Source organism: Marinobacter segnicrescens (genome assembly GCF_900111555.1).
GTDB classification, from domain to species: domain Bacteria; phylum Pseudomonadota; class Gammaproteobacteria; order Pseudomonadales; family Oleiphilaceae; genus Marinobacter; species Marinobacter segnicrescens.
In genome coordinates, this window is record NZ_FOHZ01000006.1 from 193,217 (window position 1) to 207,302 (window position 14,086).

Below are 14,086 nucleotides of genomic sequence, written 5' to 3' on the forward strand. Positions count from 1 at the left end.
CTATTCTCTCAAAAATGATGAGTCATTCTCATACGATTAAATCTTCCACCGTGCATCTTGAAGAATCGAAATTCACCCGTCCCCACAATACAGAAGAAAAGTTGACGATCACCGTTTCGGGCCAAACAACTTCTCCAGTCTCGTCGATCAACGCTCGACGGCTCGGGGAATTGCTCGGGATGCGTATGCCAAGTACCCAAATACGCAAGGTGACCCTCAGATTCTATGAACTTTTGGTTCACGATCGCCTGGTGAGCTGGATCTTCAAGGGTAAAACTCGTGAAGCTCGATTGGTCCCCAGGGTGGGGTTTGGTGAGATGCTCGATCCAATAGCATTCATCGTCTTTGTTTTTCGAGCCGATAATTACCCCAAATCGCTCGTTCTCGAACTTTTTTTGCCGTGCTTGTTGAAAGGCCGCTATGACCTCCTGGTGCACATAAACGTGAGTGTTCGCAAGCGAGAAAGAAATGGGGAACGAGGTTTTAGCAGACATCACAAGCCTCATGATGCAAGGGTTGCGTTTGCATCGATCTCTCAAAATGGTAGTACCGGTGTGTTAAGGCGATACCCGCTTGCATGGCGTCGTCATCGCTTCCCTTCCAGCTTATTGACGAAGATTCTGTTAACTTCCCGCGCAAAAAATCAAGAGCCAAACTGGAAGCCACTATTGCAGTCTTCGAGGCAGACAAACTGTCGTAAGGCAGAAAGAGATCCCCGCACCCAGCAATGTTTCTGGTCACATCCTGATTCTTATCGATAAAGTTTAGATTAGAGACGAGGCCTCTATCAAAGGTGCTGTTATCAACATAAGCGCAATTAAGGCAGCCTGCTTGCCCAGGAATGCATAGTGTGGCGTGACCACCGACTCCGAAACCTTCCACCCAACTGTTTACGACCGCGGGCATGTTCTCGTGTCGTTGTGTAAAGGAGGCGAACAGCCTTTCATGTGTCGGCGAGCCGATAGCAACAACGATAAGATCATATTCTTTCAAGCGCTCGATATTTCGATATTCGAGAAGTTGACGGAGACTCCATGTGCATTTTATCCAAGGGTATTGACCTCTGAGGTGGATCGCGAGCGCCGGGGCCTTTCCGCATCCAACAAAGGCGTTCGGGAGAACATGCCGGTAGGTGTTGCTCCAAGAAAGTATGTCAGGATCCGATAAGTCGATTTCACCGATTCCGGAAGCCCCTAACTTCATGGCGATCTCTGCCCCAACAGCCCCGCATCCCACCACAAGAATCTTTTTATTGGCCAAACCGGGCTCTGCCCCGCTGCGCGGCATAAAGATACTTTTGTCGAAAACTCGAACTACGAATGGGGTAATTTTCCAGGCACTTAGGGAAGCCCTCGCCATTGGAAGAAATTTTTTCGAATCGGAAGACAACTTCACGCCAAACCAAGCGGTTCCAGATGGGGTTTCACCGTTGAGTACCACCCAGAAGCTCTTGTGCCGGATTCCCTTCGTGAGCTCCCTTAATTTCGATGCGTCCTCTTCCTTTACGCCGGCAAGTGCATTAGCAAACCATTGACGAACTTGGGTGTTATGAGTCGGAGGTGGACCAAGCTGCCCAAGCGGTATAACAACACCATTATTCTGACTATGACTTTCGGAATCTTCCTGTCGTCGTCGAATGGCTGCGGGTAGGTCCTGAAAATCGCGAATGGGAGGATAACCAACAGGTGAACCATCTATTCCAAATTCGCTTCGATCGGAGGGATTTATGACTTCTAAAAGGGCGCATGCTGAAGTTGGGGCTGCGCAGATAAAATCGTTTGATTTGGAGTCGCAGAGAAGACCCCAGTTCGCCTGGAATTCCCTTGTTAATTCCAGCGTATTCCATGCCGAGTCAGTCAATGCTCTGGTCAGAAGCTCTATGTGGCGCGATAACGACGCCTCGAACGCGAGTTCCGGGACTTCGACATTCACCGAAACCGCATCGGGAGTCGTCACACAAATAGGTGAAAGGTCGCTTCCATTGCTCGGCATGACATGTGCCAGAGGCCGGTCAGTTTCCAGTTTCTCCAAATAGAAGGTTGGAAGCCCAGTCAATTCATCGAGACAGAAATGTAGGAGCGTGTACGAATCTCCGTTAATCGAAATCCTTACGCGAAGGCAGTGACATGTGTCATTCCAATTTTCATGAGATACGACGTAGCCATTATCTCGCAGATACTGAGTGATTTCGCCGTAATTCATGCGCCCTGCGAGGTCCCGACATAGCCGGCGGTAGCAAAAGCCGCTTTGCTAGCTCTTGATTCGCTGCTTTGGGTTGGAACTTCGAATTCGTCACCAAACATCTGGTTCAGGATACGGCACTGCTTAACCTCATCCTCCTCGGCGAGCGCTTGGTCAAGCTTAGTTTTGAGTCGCGACAGTTTATTAAACAGTTGCGTTCCGGTATTGACACTACTTCCGGAAAATATGTCTCGCCATGGGTTGACCGGCAAGCGTACGTTAACCTTGTAGCGTCCGTCTTCCAGTTGCTGAGCGAAGTAACCGCGTGAAAGTATGTTGCTTAATGTTTGGCTCAGTGCTGTGGCATCGCAGGGTTTACCGTTGTCATCGAAGCATGGAGAAAAACATTCTTTTATCATCACTGTCAGACCGATTGAATAGATCTTACGGGCTACATCTTGACTAAACTGGTGATCCCTCCAGCGCTTCACGTAGCGAACTAGCCTTCTGAACTGATCATGTTTGTCACGTTTCGACCCCGTGTAGAAGGAGTCGTCTTTGATCCATGACTCCAGCCCTTTTGGATCCGCGCTAGCCCATTCCTTATTGCCATCTGATGAACCCGCCTTCCCTACTGCTAGGCTGTATTCAGCTCCCGATCGCTTGTAAACAGGAAAGTCGATGTGTAGATCCAATGCTTTGTAGTCGGCTGTGACGCAGGGTTTCTTAATGCGGACGTTTGAAAACCCCCGATTTTCAAGAACTTCTTTTATTCGTCTTTTAGGTTCAATTGGGCTCTCTGGTGCATCCGCCGAGTCAATGATGATTGCCCGATCAATATCGAAATCGGTATCGCGGCTTTTAATTCCGGTGTGAACTGCGAGCGAACCTTGTATGAAGTCGTCGATTACCGGGTGTCCGTTCTCCTTGAAGCTTCTCTTGATGGCCTCTTTGATACTGTCATCTTTCTCTCGCGCAGAAGCGTAGGAGACATCCTTCCTGCCGAGTTTGATTGTGTCGTGGAACGCTTTGAAGTGCTTTTGAAGACCCATCGCTAACCTCACATCTTAGATATACAATATCAGTTGACTCTTCGACTTATCCCTTCGGTGGGTACGGATCATTGCCGTAGGAATCTCGCTCACGAATCTGGCCATCCCGACCATGAATGAGGACTTCACTGCCCTGACGGCGCGCAATGTCCCGCGCCGCTTCGGCGGCCTCCGCCTGGATGGCGTGGTGTGAGGTATCGCGGCTGTTGCCCTCGCCTTTCACCGCCCAGCCCTTGTCGCGCTGGACCACGTGCTGATTTTTACCGGCCATAGTCAAACCCTCTGGTTACGCTACATGACATTATATACACATAAAATTACAATGCACAATATATGGGGTTTTTTTTGGTGGCAATGTCTATATAGCGGGTTTTGCGTGCTGAAACGCTTCAGTGGAAGTCGACGCCTTCGAGAAAATGCGCTCCATCGAACGTGAGCACGTTCGTGTACACTTCGGTGGACTCGACACTGCGGTGACCGAGGAGCTGACTCACAAACTTCAGCGGCCGCCCGTGTAGGAGCAGGTGCACCGCAAAACTGTGCCGAAAAGTATGGCAGCCAATCTTGAACGGCGGCTCTCCCCCCACCTGCTCGATCAACCGGTCGATGTTCGCGCTGACCGCCTGGCGGGTGACCGGAAAGATCCGCTCGTCCTTCCGAAACTTCCCCATCCACAGGTAGCTCTGGATCCGGGTCTGGAAGTCCCGGTCGAGGATCGGGATAAACCGCTTGGGAGAGCGTTGCAGGCTGCGTTTGCTCGGCCGCCCTGCCCCTTGTTTGAGCGTCTTCAGAATGACGCCGAAGTCGTAACCATCATCCATAAAGCTGGCCGGCGTGATCGCCAGGACCTCGGAGACCCGTGCGCCGGTGCACCACATCAGATCCAGGATCAGCCGGTGCATGGGATGGGTCTCGGCCTCCAACAGCGTCAGCACCTCGGGCTTGAGCAGGTACTTGGGCATGGTGTCGAGGGTTTCCAGCAACAACGGTCGCTTGTCGATAAGCCGGTCCCAATCGATGGTCACTTCCTGGATCGGGAACGAGACCAGAGGGCGCTCCTGAAACCCCATGGGGCGCTTGTTTCGTGGCTGGCGCGGAAATGACCGCGCGCTGGTGATGGATTTTGACATTTCCCCTCCGGGGTTCTGTCAATTTACGGGTGGAATTATAGGCCCGGGAAAGCACCCTCTTCCGATCCTGTCAGTATGGCAAGCGGCGGGAAAAGCGCAAGAAATGGGGGCCGGTTGACGAACTACGGACAACCGTCAATGTGGTTAATTATTGATCAATTGACGAGGCTCGACCATACTGAACAGTCTCATAGTCATTCGGAGGCCAGACCATGGCTCCGCCAAATTTTATTAACCAGTCCGACCCGCTGCGCACCCATTCTGTCCGATTCCGTCAGAACCAATTGGTGCCGATGCAGCAGCCGACCCATCTAAAACTGACCAAGCGGACAGACTATTACGAGCAACGCTGTGTCAAATACCCGGGTCGAGCTTGTTTCCATTGCTACGCTGAGTTCATCCATGCCCTGCTACTGGAGACAGATCCCGAGGTCACGAGCTTTGTCCCGCAGCCTTACCAGATGGAGGTGAACCGAAAGCCTTACATCCCGGATGTCTATGTAGTTCGCAATGGACGTATCCAAATCTTGGAATTGAAACCAAGGGCTGAGTTCGAGACCGAAAAGCAACTGCCTTTACAGGCGTTTTTCCTGCAATACAGCATGAATTTCGTTGTCCTAGCCAATGAGTCGGTCTTGGAACAGGAGCAATTAGCACTTCATTGGTTACCCATCGTCCAGGTGCTGTCGGATGCCTACGTACACGGTATCGACACGGTTGAGCGGGAGCAGCGGTTGTTTAATACCGCACGGCTTGAGAACTCAACGACCGTTGGTGAGCTGTTGGGGGATACTCCTCGAAGCGAACGCTATCTCTCTGAGCTGGCGTTGTACCGTCTGCTACATCGTCACGACCTGCACTGCGACCTTTCGGCTGCCCCCCTCGACTACGAGACGGAAGTGACAGCATGGTTCTGACGTGGCGCGCGCGCCTACGGTATGAGCCCGAATGGTACGAGTTCGAGCGATGGCCGTTTGTGGATAGCCAGTCGATGCCCGCGGAACAGCGTCGCCAGTATCTCACCAACGTACGGATCGTTGCGGCCGTGCTGGATGGTCGAGCCCTCAAGTTGGTTGCCGCAGACCATAACGTGTCCCCCGCTCGGGTCACCCAACTGATGAATCGGTGCCTGGCCGGGGACGAAGATGCACCACCAGCCCTTACCCAGGGGCTCATCCCATACCAGCGCGTGGGACCAGACAAGCGTAGGGCCGCGCTGGGGACCCTGACGCAGCCTTCCGGTGCCCGGTGTGGGTTTCGGTATCTGTTGGAGGTTGTCCCCGGGTTGGAAGATCACTTGCTGGCTCAGATCCGAGGGGCCACCCGTCGCAACCGGCGCGGTCAGAACCTGACGCCTCGTCGCTTCCACGCCAGTTTTATCACCTACCTGAACACGCTGGACTGGCCAAAGGACACCTACCCCTTTACGACGGTCTCCCGCGGGTCGGAAGCCTGTCGACGTTTCCTGAAGCGTACCCTGATGGATCTGCAAATGCCCCGGGACCATCCTCGGGTCATAGGCTCCAAAATGACACCCGTTCGTGGGTTCCAGGAGATACACATCGACGAGGCGCACGTCGACTGTAAGGGGGCGGCGGCCGTGGTCCTTCACGATCAGATGAGCCCTGTTCGCCTTGGTCGGATTTCTCTGCTTCTCGCCCGGGATGTCGGCACGGGCTGTTACCTGGCCGGCACCATAGCGCTCTCCGCGCATCCCAATTCCGCGGATGTGCTGGCATTATTGGAACAACTCATACAACCGTGGGAACCGATGGTACTTACCGCTCCCGGGCTCTCCTATGGTGCTGAGGCCGGTTTCCCGTCCGCCCTCGACGAGACCTTTTGCCGACCCGCCTTCGGAATCGTACGACTGGATAACGCCCTGGCCCATCTGTCCCATCAGGTCCGGCGCATGGTCTGTGATCACCTCGGCGCAACCGCCAATTTCGGCTTGCCCAAGAACCCCAAGGCCCGGGCGTTGATTGAGCAGGCGTTTCGTCGTCTGAACATAGACATTCATCGCTTCCCTTCGACCACCGGCAGTCACCCCACCGACCCGTTACGAGAACCCGCAAAGTTACAAAAAGCGCCCCCCTTCGTGTCCTTGCGCGCCCTCGAAGAGGTGATCAGCGTATTGCTCACCGAATACAATCTGAGCCCACTCGCCAATCTGGGTGCGGTCACGCCATTGGAGCAGATGCAGTACCAGATGATGAATCACTTACTGCCGCTTCGGGCGGGGACCCTTGGTCCAGGACTCGGCCCCTACCAACGCAGTCAAACCGTCACGGTTCGCAAGGGATTTAAAGCTGACGCACCCCGCGTTAATTTCGAGGGGTGTCAATACACCGGCGTTGCCTTAAATGATGGACGATTGATTAACCAGAGAGTCACTATTGTTTTCGATATTCGGGACATTCGAACGCTTCAAGTGACGACGCCGGAGGGGCGCCCCCTCGGCGCCGTCACGGCGCCCCATACCTGGATGCGCTTTGCGCACTCCGTGTCTCTCCGTAAGCGGATTAACCATCTGGTCCGGGAAAACGTCTTCTCTGCCAGGGACCCGCTGGGCGATTGGTTCCAGTACACCATGGCGCACCGGCATTTGCCGAAAGAGGCTCTGACATTGGTACGGCTGGAGAAGCTGATGCCCAACGAAGATCGTTTACCAATGGAACAATCCATAGACCCTCCGACGCCTAAGGAGACCAACCCGGCCTTGGCCGACGCCCTCAATCGCCTGCCCGATTGGAATCCGGACATGGCGAAGAAGCGAAGGTGATTTCACCATGTCCGTAGCTTCAATGCTTGAAGATGCCAGCACTTTTTGGATACCGACTCCAATGGCCCAGGCCCTCGCAAACCGGGTCGAGGCCTGGGTGCGATGTGGCCACACCGGCGGGCTCATCATTGGGGAAGCACGCTTGGGGAAAACCAAAGCCGTCAAAGCGCTGCAACATCAGCTGAAGAACCGAAGCGGACAGCCCATCCGGGTGTTGTACACGCATTATGGACTACGCGATGTGGAGACGATTCGAGCGGTGTTCGCCAAGGTGGCACGTGCGCTGGATTTTGAGGTGAAACGAAAAACCGCGGATGTTCTGTTAGAAAACATCGTGATCCGGCTCGCGGACGCGGCCCAGGCAAACGATACCCGTCAAGTGGTATTAATTGTCGATGAAGCGCAACTTTTGACCATTGCGCAGCTCAATGCGTTTGCCGAGATTTACAATGACCTGGTCAACCTGCACATCAATTGCTCTGTGTTCTTTATTGCGAACCAGGATCAGTTCCATACCCTGGGCAAAGCGTTGCTGCGCGCAGAAAATCGCTACTTACGAGAGCGGTTCTTTAACAATTTCGACTACTTCTACGGGATTCGGTCTGAAGAGGAGCTCAAAGCCTGTCTTCATGAATACGACAGCCTGATCGTTTCCGAGGCTTCGTCGATCTGTGCCACTGAATATTTTTGCCCGACGCTTTATCACCAGGGCTGGCGGTTGGCCAATATTGCGCCCCTTTATTGGCGCCATTACCGCGAGCGATACGGTATCCCTTTAGGGTTGAACTCTTGGGGGATGGCCCAGTTTACGAGAGCCACGAACCTTCTCTTCATGGACTACCTGCCGGGCTGCAACGATAAAACCGACCAGGTCCTTATGGAGGCCTGTGTGATTAAAAGCCTCGAGGGGGCTGGTATAGCGCCCAGTTTAGTGTCTCTGGTGGGTGCCTCAGGATGATCCAGAAAGAAGGACGGTATCATGGGCTATAAAATGAATGAAGGCTTGCTCTGGGCAAAGCCCTTGGAGAGTTCTTATGGTTATGCGCGCCGCTTGATGGCGGCAAACCCGGGTCTGAGTCTTCGTGAACTCAGGCAAGCTTTACCTGATTTGCCATTTATCGGCTCTCAGTGCCCCTTATGTGCTGATCACCTGTTTCATACTGCTGTCTACCGGCTTCCCAGTTTGACGCATTGCCCCATTCATCACTGCGAGCTCGGTTCCTCATGCCCAAAGTGCCACCTATCGTGGGGCCGGCCATTTAGGTCCCGTTCCCCAGTTTGCGACAAGTGTGGCGTTTTGCCCAAAGCGCTTTGGGGCAAGACCCAAATGAAACGTCGACATCTTCGTAAACTCCGGTGGCTGACGCGCTGGGTCGATCGTTGTGAAATGCAAAAGACGAACTACACCTACGTCAGTTTATGCGATATCCATAGTCGAGTAGGCACTCGAGCCGTTGGAGAACACCAGAGCTTTTTCGAACCGAATAGTCGCGACAAGTATTACTTGGCTTTTGAATGTCAACGTGCCGGAGGTATCAACCAGGATCGGCTGAATCGCATGCACATCATGACGTACGATCGACCTCTGAAATCTCGAACCTCCAACCTGCGACCGTGGCCTGAAATTAAAGAAGAGCATGCAACCCGTCGGCAAAACCGCGAAAGCAAGGAACACATCCATAGGCGAGAACTCCGTGAGGCCGAAATGGTCTCCCTCATCACCCTCGCTCTGCGAAGAATTCTGCGCTGGCAACGGCACACCACAGGGATGGAACATCGACTTACTTGGTCCGAGCTTCAGAACGTGCGCCCTGAGGCTATTCGTGAAGGGGAACCGCCATGTGATTTATGCATGGCGTTCAGTTTCTGGTGTTGTCTGATCAACCAGAAATTTACCGAAAAGCCTGCGCATTTCGATACCCGCGCCGCTCATGAGTTGTTTCGGTTTGCAAACTATCGTCAGGTGCCCAATGTCCCGGCGGGGTTTTTTATAGAGGACCGCGAGTTTGCAACCTGGCGGCCATCCGTTAACTTTGAACGTTGGCTTTTTTTACGGGCGTTAGAGAATGCGTTTGCCGAATTCATCGCCCTGGCCAAATGGCTTTTCACGAAAACCGCCAACGACAAGGTGCGTTTCAAAGCAACCGGCTACCATGGTGTGGATCATACGTTCGAATACCCCCGCCATCCGTCTCAGATTCTCGAAACCCGCGTTGAGGACCGCCATTTGGTTGCCCGATATTGGTCTGATTCGCCGCTATATAACATCCAGCTAGATGAGGACGTTCTTAACCGAGTTCGACGTTGCCGCGGGGTTTCACCGTCTGATTGGTCCTTTATGGGGGTTGTTGAGCCCGACCCCCATGAGCTACATCAAGCTCAGACCAGCGCGTTGCTCAGATGCGAGGAGCACCCTTCGCGCTGGCTTTTCTCGCCTTGGATCGAGCGTTCCGATGAGGGCTATTTCGACTACGCGTGCTATCTATTGGACTTTGAAGTGCTACGAAGCAGTAACACTATTCTGGACGACCAGTAAGGGTCATACAATGTCGGGCCATTTCTCGCGAAGCGTTTCATCTGTCGCCGTGCCTGCACGTACGAGATCGGGTTTCTCAAACAAAGTCTCACTTGATGAAAGCTACTAGGTATTCCAGAGCGTAGATTGTGGTTCGACCAATCCAGAACGCTTCATTCGCAAGTGGCTCCCGTTCTTCCATCAGCCAGTCTCAGTTAGCGGTCGTACTTTCACGGGCAATTTTTTTCACTTTTGACCTGAAAGGTGATTTGGCTCATCCATTTGTCGATGCCTTGGAACCCAGTCGCCTACTTCCCATAGGGCGCATAGCGGACTATCCCACTCGCCAGCCCGGACAACCCTTCCATTGAGACGGCGATCTGAGAGTGTAACAGTGATTGCATAATGACTTTGCTACCCGCCATTCAGACTGACGCTGAGCGGATTCTGTTAACCATATCTGAAAAGGCTGCAATGCTCGGATCATCAAGCAGGTGCACCCGGATAGAATTGTCCTTCAGTCCCCACATGGTGACTGGCTTTTTGAACCACTCGTCCGCCAGCAACTCATGGCCAGCGGGTGTCAGATATACCAAGCCTTTATGCAGGGCCAGTAGCAAGCCAACCCGATCTACGACATCCGAAGGCAGCTTTACCAGCTCACCGACTGCTATCTGCGACTTCCAGTTGCGCAACGTTTCAGTGGAGACGCCCAGCAAGCAACTCAACTCTGAATCAGTGAAGTCCCACTGCTCCCGACGATCCAGCAGCCAGCGAAGGCCGGCGTCGCCGTGCTGATCTGTAAGGTTTGGTTGTTCATCCCCAATCAATGAAAGGCTCCATTCTCTGAGTCTTTATCAATACCTAATCTGCCGCAAGAACTTCGGCTTCCGCAACAGGCGCCAGGTCCTTCGTACTCCTGACCGGCTCACACACCAGTGGCGCCGGTATATGCGTTTTCATCAAATGCGCAAAGGCGTCCGTGTGATGAAAATCCGGATCCAGCCACAGATCAAAGTCCCTCGGCCTCAGCATCAAAGGAATGCTCTTCGGATGGATGTGACTGAACCGTGGGTGAGGCGGCAGCGTGATCACAGTGAAGGAGCTTACCTGGTCCTCCCCAAAGTGCCAGGATTGCCATAACCCGGCCAGAGCCGTGGCTTCCCGCTCGGGGTGTATATTATAGACCTGCTTTCCCTGCCACTCGTGGAACGCGCTGACAGGGACAATGCAGCGGTGGGAGGGATAGACCTTCTTCCAGAGCGGGCTGGAAGCGAGCCGGTCACTGCGTGCGTTGAAGGTGTGAAATTTCGGGTTTGGCCGGTAGCCATGCCCCTCCGGACGGGGCTCGATCAGCAATGACCAGATACCGGGCTCCAGATAACGGTCACCACCAGCCTCAATCACGAATTCGCCGATACCGCCAGGTGGCACATTCAGCTGAGGGCGCGGCGCAATACCTGGCAGACCAAGTTGCCCCATCAGCTCCTGGACCTCAGGTGAATCAGTCACATTGTAGCGCCCGCACATGACAAGCCTCCCAACCACTATGTACCAAACGATCTTACGCCTGATAGGTATGAAAAGGCCATCCGCCGCCGACAGAAGCTGCTAGGATGGCATTTATACAGTTGTCGTATCTGCTGCCATGCCTGTTCATCCGACAGTTTCTGCGCGGCAGACTTCGCGTAATCCCAAGCCATGGTTTCATCATGACTACCAATCAGACCAGAACCACTCGCGTGAGCGCCCGTGTCGACCCTGAGACGCACGAACGCATTACGCGTGCGGCGGAGTTTTCCGGACGGAGTATGAACCAATTTCTGGTCGACGCCGCGACCAAAATGGCCAAGGAAGTCGTTGAGGAAGCCACAACCATTAGGCTTACGAACGAAGAGGCTGACCGTATGATGGAGGTACTCAATAACCCCCATCCGGCTAATACTCGGCTGCGCGAGGCAGCACGTCGACATGCTGACCGAAAACATCGTCATAAGCCTCAAAAATCGAGGTAATTGATTTTCTTTTTGATGGGATGACTGTGACCCAGCCATTTCAGTGAACGACGGGCAACTGCCGCCAATTTGTGGTGTAGGCCGGTGAGAGATGTGAACGTCGCATTGCATAGGAATTGTTACCTGCCTGCCTTGCGGTGGTCAGGGCACCCCGGGATCGTCGATTGATCTGATCCATCAAAGCCATAAGCCTTTCGGAGCGGGTACCACCCCCAGTCTCAGCAGGCTCTGCTTCAAACAGATCCGCTTGTCGTACCGACGTAGTTACCAGTTCGCTGACAAGAACGCCCGCTTTGGCGTACTGGTATCCTTGACGGTAGATGGATCTCAATAGCTCCAACGCCTTATCCACTATGACCCGCGAATCCTGGCTCGGGGTGATGAGCCTGGTCGTGACACTCTTGGAATACTGAGGTACCTCAGGCCTGAATGGATTAGTCCGAATAAACACCATGATCTCGCCAGCGAACTGGTCGCCGCCCCTGAGCTTTTCGCATACCCGGGTGGCAAAGTGAGCGACAGCTTCTTCCAGGTCCTTCAGTTGTGACAGTGGCTGACCGAAGGATCGGGAGCACATGATCTGTTTTTTCGGTTGAGGCGCCTCATCCCAGGGTAAACAGGGAAGGCCGTTCAACTCACGGGCCGTGCGCTCCAGTACCACAGAGAACTGGTTTCGCAATGTAGCAGGGTCTACCTCCGCCAGTTGCAACGCTGTGATGATACCCATGTTTTCCAGGCGAGCCGTTATCCGGCGCCCGACACCCCACACCTCACCGACTGGGACTCTTTCCATCAGGCGCCTTTGCCTGATTGCATCGGTCAGGTCCACAACCCCTCCGGTCGCGGAGTACTTCTTGGCGGCGAAGTTCGCCAGTTTGGCCAGGGTTCGGGTCGGCGCAATCCCGACACAGACGGGCAGCCCGACGTTCTGGTAGACGGTGTCCTTCACCTGCCGCCCAAACTCTTCAAAGGCAACTACCCGGTTGATTCCGGTGAGATCCAGGAAGGCCTCGTCGATTGAGTACACATCCACCCGGGGCGACAATGCTTCTAGCGTAGTCATTACCCGTCGGCTCATATCGCCGTAGAGTGTGTAGTTGGACGAAAACACCTCAATGCCGTAGCGACGAATTTCGGCTTTGATGTGGTGTATCGGCACGCCCATCTTGATACCAAGCGCCTTGGCTTCCTTCGAGCGGGCGACCACGCAGCCGTCGTTATTGGATAAGACCACGACCGGCGTGTGCCGCAGATCCGGACGGAACAGCTTCTCGCAGGAGGCGTAGAAATTGTTGCAGTCCACCAGCGCGAAAATCGATGACTTCATCCGGCTTTGGCCTGCTGACGATAGAGGGCCTCGCCCAGCGCCTGGAAATACGCATCAAAGGCCTCATTGATGCGCTGACGCTGAACACCTTGAGGATACAGTCCCGAGTGGGCTTCATCCGAATGAACGGTGCCGTTGACCAGAAAACGGTTGTGCGGCTCGCGGTCTTCCACAAAGGCTTCGAACGCTCGAGCGCAGAGTTCCTCCGGCCGGGCGTAGTAGAGCACCTTCAACTTCTTGTCCGCTTGTCGGGACGCCAGGAACAGCTCGCTCGGTTGAGTCCCCTCTTCGTTCAGCAAAATGGCCTGAAAACACTCACCCAGAAGATCGTTCAATGGATGCGGTTTGCGCTGAACGCTGTCCAGCCAGGCACTCGATGCAAACACGGTGCTCCGGGACGACCGAAAAGCCTTGGCCCCCATATAGTGATCGAAGGCATGGAACCATTCGTGGGCCAGACTGCCGGCACCGGCATTCTTGGCGAGGGCCAGTTGACGGGTGGCTGGGATGTAGTGAGCCGCCACGCCAGGACGACCGCCAATGCCATATTGGAGACCGAGGGTGCCGCGCAGGGAGATGAGCGATTCCGGGCCGTTCAATACCGTCATCAAATCGCATAGGGCCTGGTAGAAGCGAACGGCGGCCCGATCTCTCTCCGGCTCTGTTACCCAACGGCCCACTTCGATACTGCGGAATTCAAATCGACGCCGGAGAGTGACGAAGGACACAGGCTGGCTGCTTGTCATGACTTACCGCCACGACGCAGCGAGCGGACCACGTTGGTTACCACGCCAAAGACCTCCAGCACGTCGTCCTCACCCAGAACAATGGGGGCAAAGGCGGAGTTACGGGGTAATAAACGAACGGGTGGCGGGCTCAGGTGCAGCTGCTTGACGGTCATTTCCGAACGCAGACTGGCGATGATGATGTCTCCATGCACCGCCCGCAGGGAGCGGTCGACCACGAGTACGTCGTCCGGAAAGATCCCGGCCTCAATCATCGATTCGCCCTGGACGCGTACAAAGAACGTCGCTGCCGGATGCTCAATGCACAGCTCATTCAAGTCCAGGGTTTTCTCGATGTA

General features: G+C 54.3%; 16 protein-coding genes. 5 read left to right on the plus strand and 11 right to left on the minus strand.

Going from position 1 to position 14,086, the window contains the following annotated elements; all coding sequences use genetic code 11:
• Nucleotides 1-8: 8 nt before the first annotated feature.
• From BM036_RS08705 to BM036_RS08725, 5 genes are all read right to left on the minus strand, one after another.
• Nucleotides 9-494 (minus strand): Mov34/MPN/PAD-1 family protein, encoded by a 486-nt coding sequence (locus BM036_RS08705; RefSeq protein ID WP_177186030.1) that lies wholly within the window; start codon nt 492-494, stop codon nt 9-11.
• Nucleotides 484-2,202, minus strand: a complete 1,719-nt coding sequence (locus BM036_RS08710; RefSeq protein WP_091850540.1) for a ThiF family adenylyltransferase — start codon at nt 2,200-2,202, stop codon at nt 484-486. The genes BM036_RS08705 and BM036_RS08710 overlap by 11 nt, the downstream gene beginning before the upstream one ends.
• Nucleotides 2,199-3,233, minus strand: a complete 1,035-nt coding sequence (locus BM036_RS08715; protein ID WP_091850541.1) for a nucleotidyltransferase domain-containing protein — start codon at nt 3,231-3,233, stop codon at nt 2,199-2,201. Before BM036_RS08715 ends, BM036_RS08710 begins: the two co-directional genes overlap by 4 nt.
• Nucleotides 3,234-3,279: 46 nt before the next feature.
• On the minus strand, nt 3,280-3,504 hold the full coding sequence (locus tag BM036_RS08720) for a DUF2188 domain-containing protein (protein ID WP_091850543.1): 225 nt from the start codon (nt 3,502-3,504) through the stop codon (nt 3,280-3,282).
• A gap of 118 nt (nt 3,505-3,622) precedes the next feature.
• Nucleotides 3,623-4,363, minus strand: a complete 741-nt coding sequence (locus tag BM036_RS08725; protein ID WP_091850545.1) for a tyrosine-type recombinase/integrase — start codon at nt 4,361-4,363, stop codon at nt 3,623-3,625.
• Nucleotides 4,364-4,575: 212 nt separating this feature from the next.
• Between BM036_RS08725 and BM036_RS08730 the strand changes: the two genes are divergently transcribed.
• Nucleotides 4,576-5,280: a hypothetical protein gene (locus tag BM036_RS08730; protein ID WP_091850547.1), complete on the plus strand. Its 705-nt coding sequence runs from the start codon at nt 4,576-4,578 to the stop codon at nt 5,278-5,280.
• Nucleotides 5,281-5,294: 14 nt separating this feature from the next.
• Here BM036_RS08730 and BM036_RS19855 read toward each other — a convergent pair whose 3' ends face one another.
• Nucleotides 5,295-5,660, minus strand: coding sequence for a hypothetical protein (locus tag BM036_RS19855; RefSeq protein ID WP_143066585.1), 366 nt, complete (start codon nt 5,658-5,660; stop codon nt 5,295-5,297).
• Between BM036_RS19855 and BM036_RS08735 the strand changes: the two genes are divergently transcribed.
• The 3 genes from BM036_RS08735 to BM036_RS08750 all read left to right on the plus strand — a co-directional run bounded on the left by BM036_RS08735 (nt 5,661) and on the right by BM036_RS08750 (nt 9,681).
• The gene (locus tag BM036_RS08735) at nt 5,661-7,145 is read left to right on the plus strand and encodes a Mu transposase C-terminal domain-containing protein (protein ID WP_143066586.1); all 1,485 of its coding nucleotides are present in this window, start codon (nt 5,661-5,663) and stop codon (nt 7,143-7,145) included.
• 7 nt (nt 7,146-7,152) lie between these two features.
• Nucleotides 7,153-8,103, plus strand: coding sequence for an ATP-binding protein (locus BM036_RS08740; protein ID WP_091850552.1), 951 nt, complete (start codon nt 7,153-7,155; stop codon nt 8,101-8,103).
• A 369-nt stretch (nt 8,104-8,472) separates the two neighbouring features.
• Nucleotides 8,473-9,681: a hypothetical protein gene (locus BM036_RS08750; RefSeq protein ID WP_143066587.1), complete on the plus strand. Its 1,209-nt coding sequence runs from the start codon at nt 8,473-8,475 to the stop codon at nt 9,679-9,681.
• A gap of 404 nt (nt 9,682-10,085) precedes the next feature.
• On the opposite strand, the gene BM036_RS08755 is transcribed toward BM036_RS08750, so the two are convergent.
• Both BM036_RS08755 and BM036_RS08760 read right to left on the minus strand, forming a co-directional pair.
• Nucleotides 10,086-10,490 carry a MerR family transcriptional regulator gene (locus tag BM036_RS08755; protein WP_091850558.1) on the minus strand — a complete coding sequence of 135 codons (405 nt, stop codon included), beginning with the start codon at nt 10,488-10,490 and terminating at the stop codon, nt 10,086-10,088.
• Between the two features lie 34 nt (nt 10,491-10,524).
• On the minus strand, nt 10,525-11,190 hold the full coding sequence (locus tag BM036_RS08760; RefSeq protein WP_091850560.1) for an SOS response-associated peptidase: 666 nt from the start codon (nt 11,188-11,190) through the stop codon (nt 10,525-10,527).
• Nucleotides 11,191-11,372: 182 nt separating this feature from the next.
• Between BM036_RS08760 and BM036_RS20535 the strand changes: the two genes are divergently transcribed.
• Complete coding sequence (locus BM036_RS20535) at nt 11,373-11,675, plus strand: type II toxin-antitoxin system TacA family antitoxin (protein WP_218144798.1); 303 nt, start codon at nt 11,373-11,375, stop codon at nt 11,673-11,675.
• A gap of 40 nt (nt 11,676-11,715) precedes the next feature.
• Here the strand turns inward: BM036_RS20535 and umuC are convergent, their stop codons facing one another.
• The 3 genes from umuC to umuD form a co-directional block, all read right to left on the minus strand.
• Nucleotides 11,716-13,002: a translesion error-prone DNA polymerase V subunit UmuC gene (gene umuC, locus BM036_RS08770; RefSeq protein ID WP_091850564.1), complete on the minus strand. Its 1,287-nt coding sequence runs from the start codon at nt 13,000-13,002 to the stop codon at nt 11,716-11,718.
• Nucleotides 12,999-13,748, minus strand: a complete 750-nt coding sequence (locus BM036_RS08775) for a CLCA_X family protein (RefSeq protein ID WP_091850566.1) — start codon at nt 13,746-13,748, stop codon at nt 12,999-13,001. Before BM036_RS08775 ends, umuC begins: the two co-directional genes overlap by 4 nt.
• On the minus strand, nt 13,745-14,086 hold a 342-nt coding region (gene umuD, locus BM036_RS08780; RefSeq protein ID WP_091850568.1), incomplete at its 5' end, for a translesion error-prone DNA polymerase V autoproteolytic subunit. The genes umuD and BM036_RS08775, both read right to left, overlap by 4 nt.

What these genes read in the sequence shown, in the direction of transcription:
- BM036_RS08705 (WP_177186030.1), bottom strand. Translation starts at nt 494, where the DNA reads ATGTCTGCTAAAACCTCGTTCCCCATTTCTTTCTCGCTTGCGAACACT.
- BM036_RS08710 (WP_091850540.1), bottom strand. Translation starts at nt 2,202, where the DNA reads ATGAATTACGGCGAAATCACTCAGTATCTGCGAGATAATGGCTACGTC.
- BM036_RS08715 (WP_091850541.1), bottom strand. Translation starts at nt 3,233, where the DNA reads ATGGGTCTTCAAAAGCACTTCAAAGCGTTCCACGACACAATCAAACTC.
- BM036_RS08720 (WP_091850543.1), bottom strand. Translation starts at nt 3,504, where the DNA reads ATGGCCGGTAAAAATCAGCACGTGGTCCAGCGCGACAAGGGCTGGGCG.
- BM036_RS08725 (WP_091850545.1), bottom strand. Translation starts at nt 4,363, where the DNA reads ATGTCAAAATCCATCACCAGCGCGCGGTCATTTCCGCGCCAGCCACGA.
- BM036_RS08730 (WP_091850547.1), top strand. Translation starts at nt 4,576, where the DNA reads ATGGCTCCGCCAAATTTTATTAACCAGTCCGACCCGCTGCGCACCCAT.
- BM036_RS08740 (WP_091850552.1), top strand. Translation starts at nt 7,153, where the DNA reads ATGTCCGTAGCTTCAATGCTTGAAGATGCCAGCACTTTTTGGATACCG.
- BM036_RS08750 (WP_143066587.1), top strand. Translation starts at nt 8,473, where the DNA reads ATGAAACGTCGACATCTTCGTAAACTCCGGTGGCTGACGCGCTGGGTC.
- BM036_RS08760 (WP_091850560.1), bottom strand. Translation starts at nt 11,190, where the DNA reads ATGTGCGGGCGCTACAATGTGACTGATTCACCTGAGGTCCAGGAGCTG.
- BM036_RS20535 (WP_218144798.1), top strand. Translation starts at nt 11,373, where the DNA reads ATGACTACCAATCAGACCAGAACCACTCGCGTGAGCGCCCGTGTCGAC.
- umuC (WP_091850564.1), bottom strand. Translation starts at nt 13,002, where the DNA reads ATGAAGTCATCGATTTTCGCGCTGGTGGACTGCAACAATTTCTACGCC.
- BM036_RS08775 (WP_091850566.1), bottom strand. Translation starts at nt 13,748, where the DNA reads ATGACAAGCAGCCAGCCTGTGTCCTTCGTCACTCTCCGGCGTCGATTT.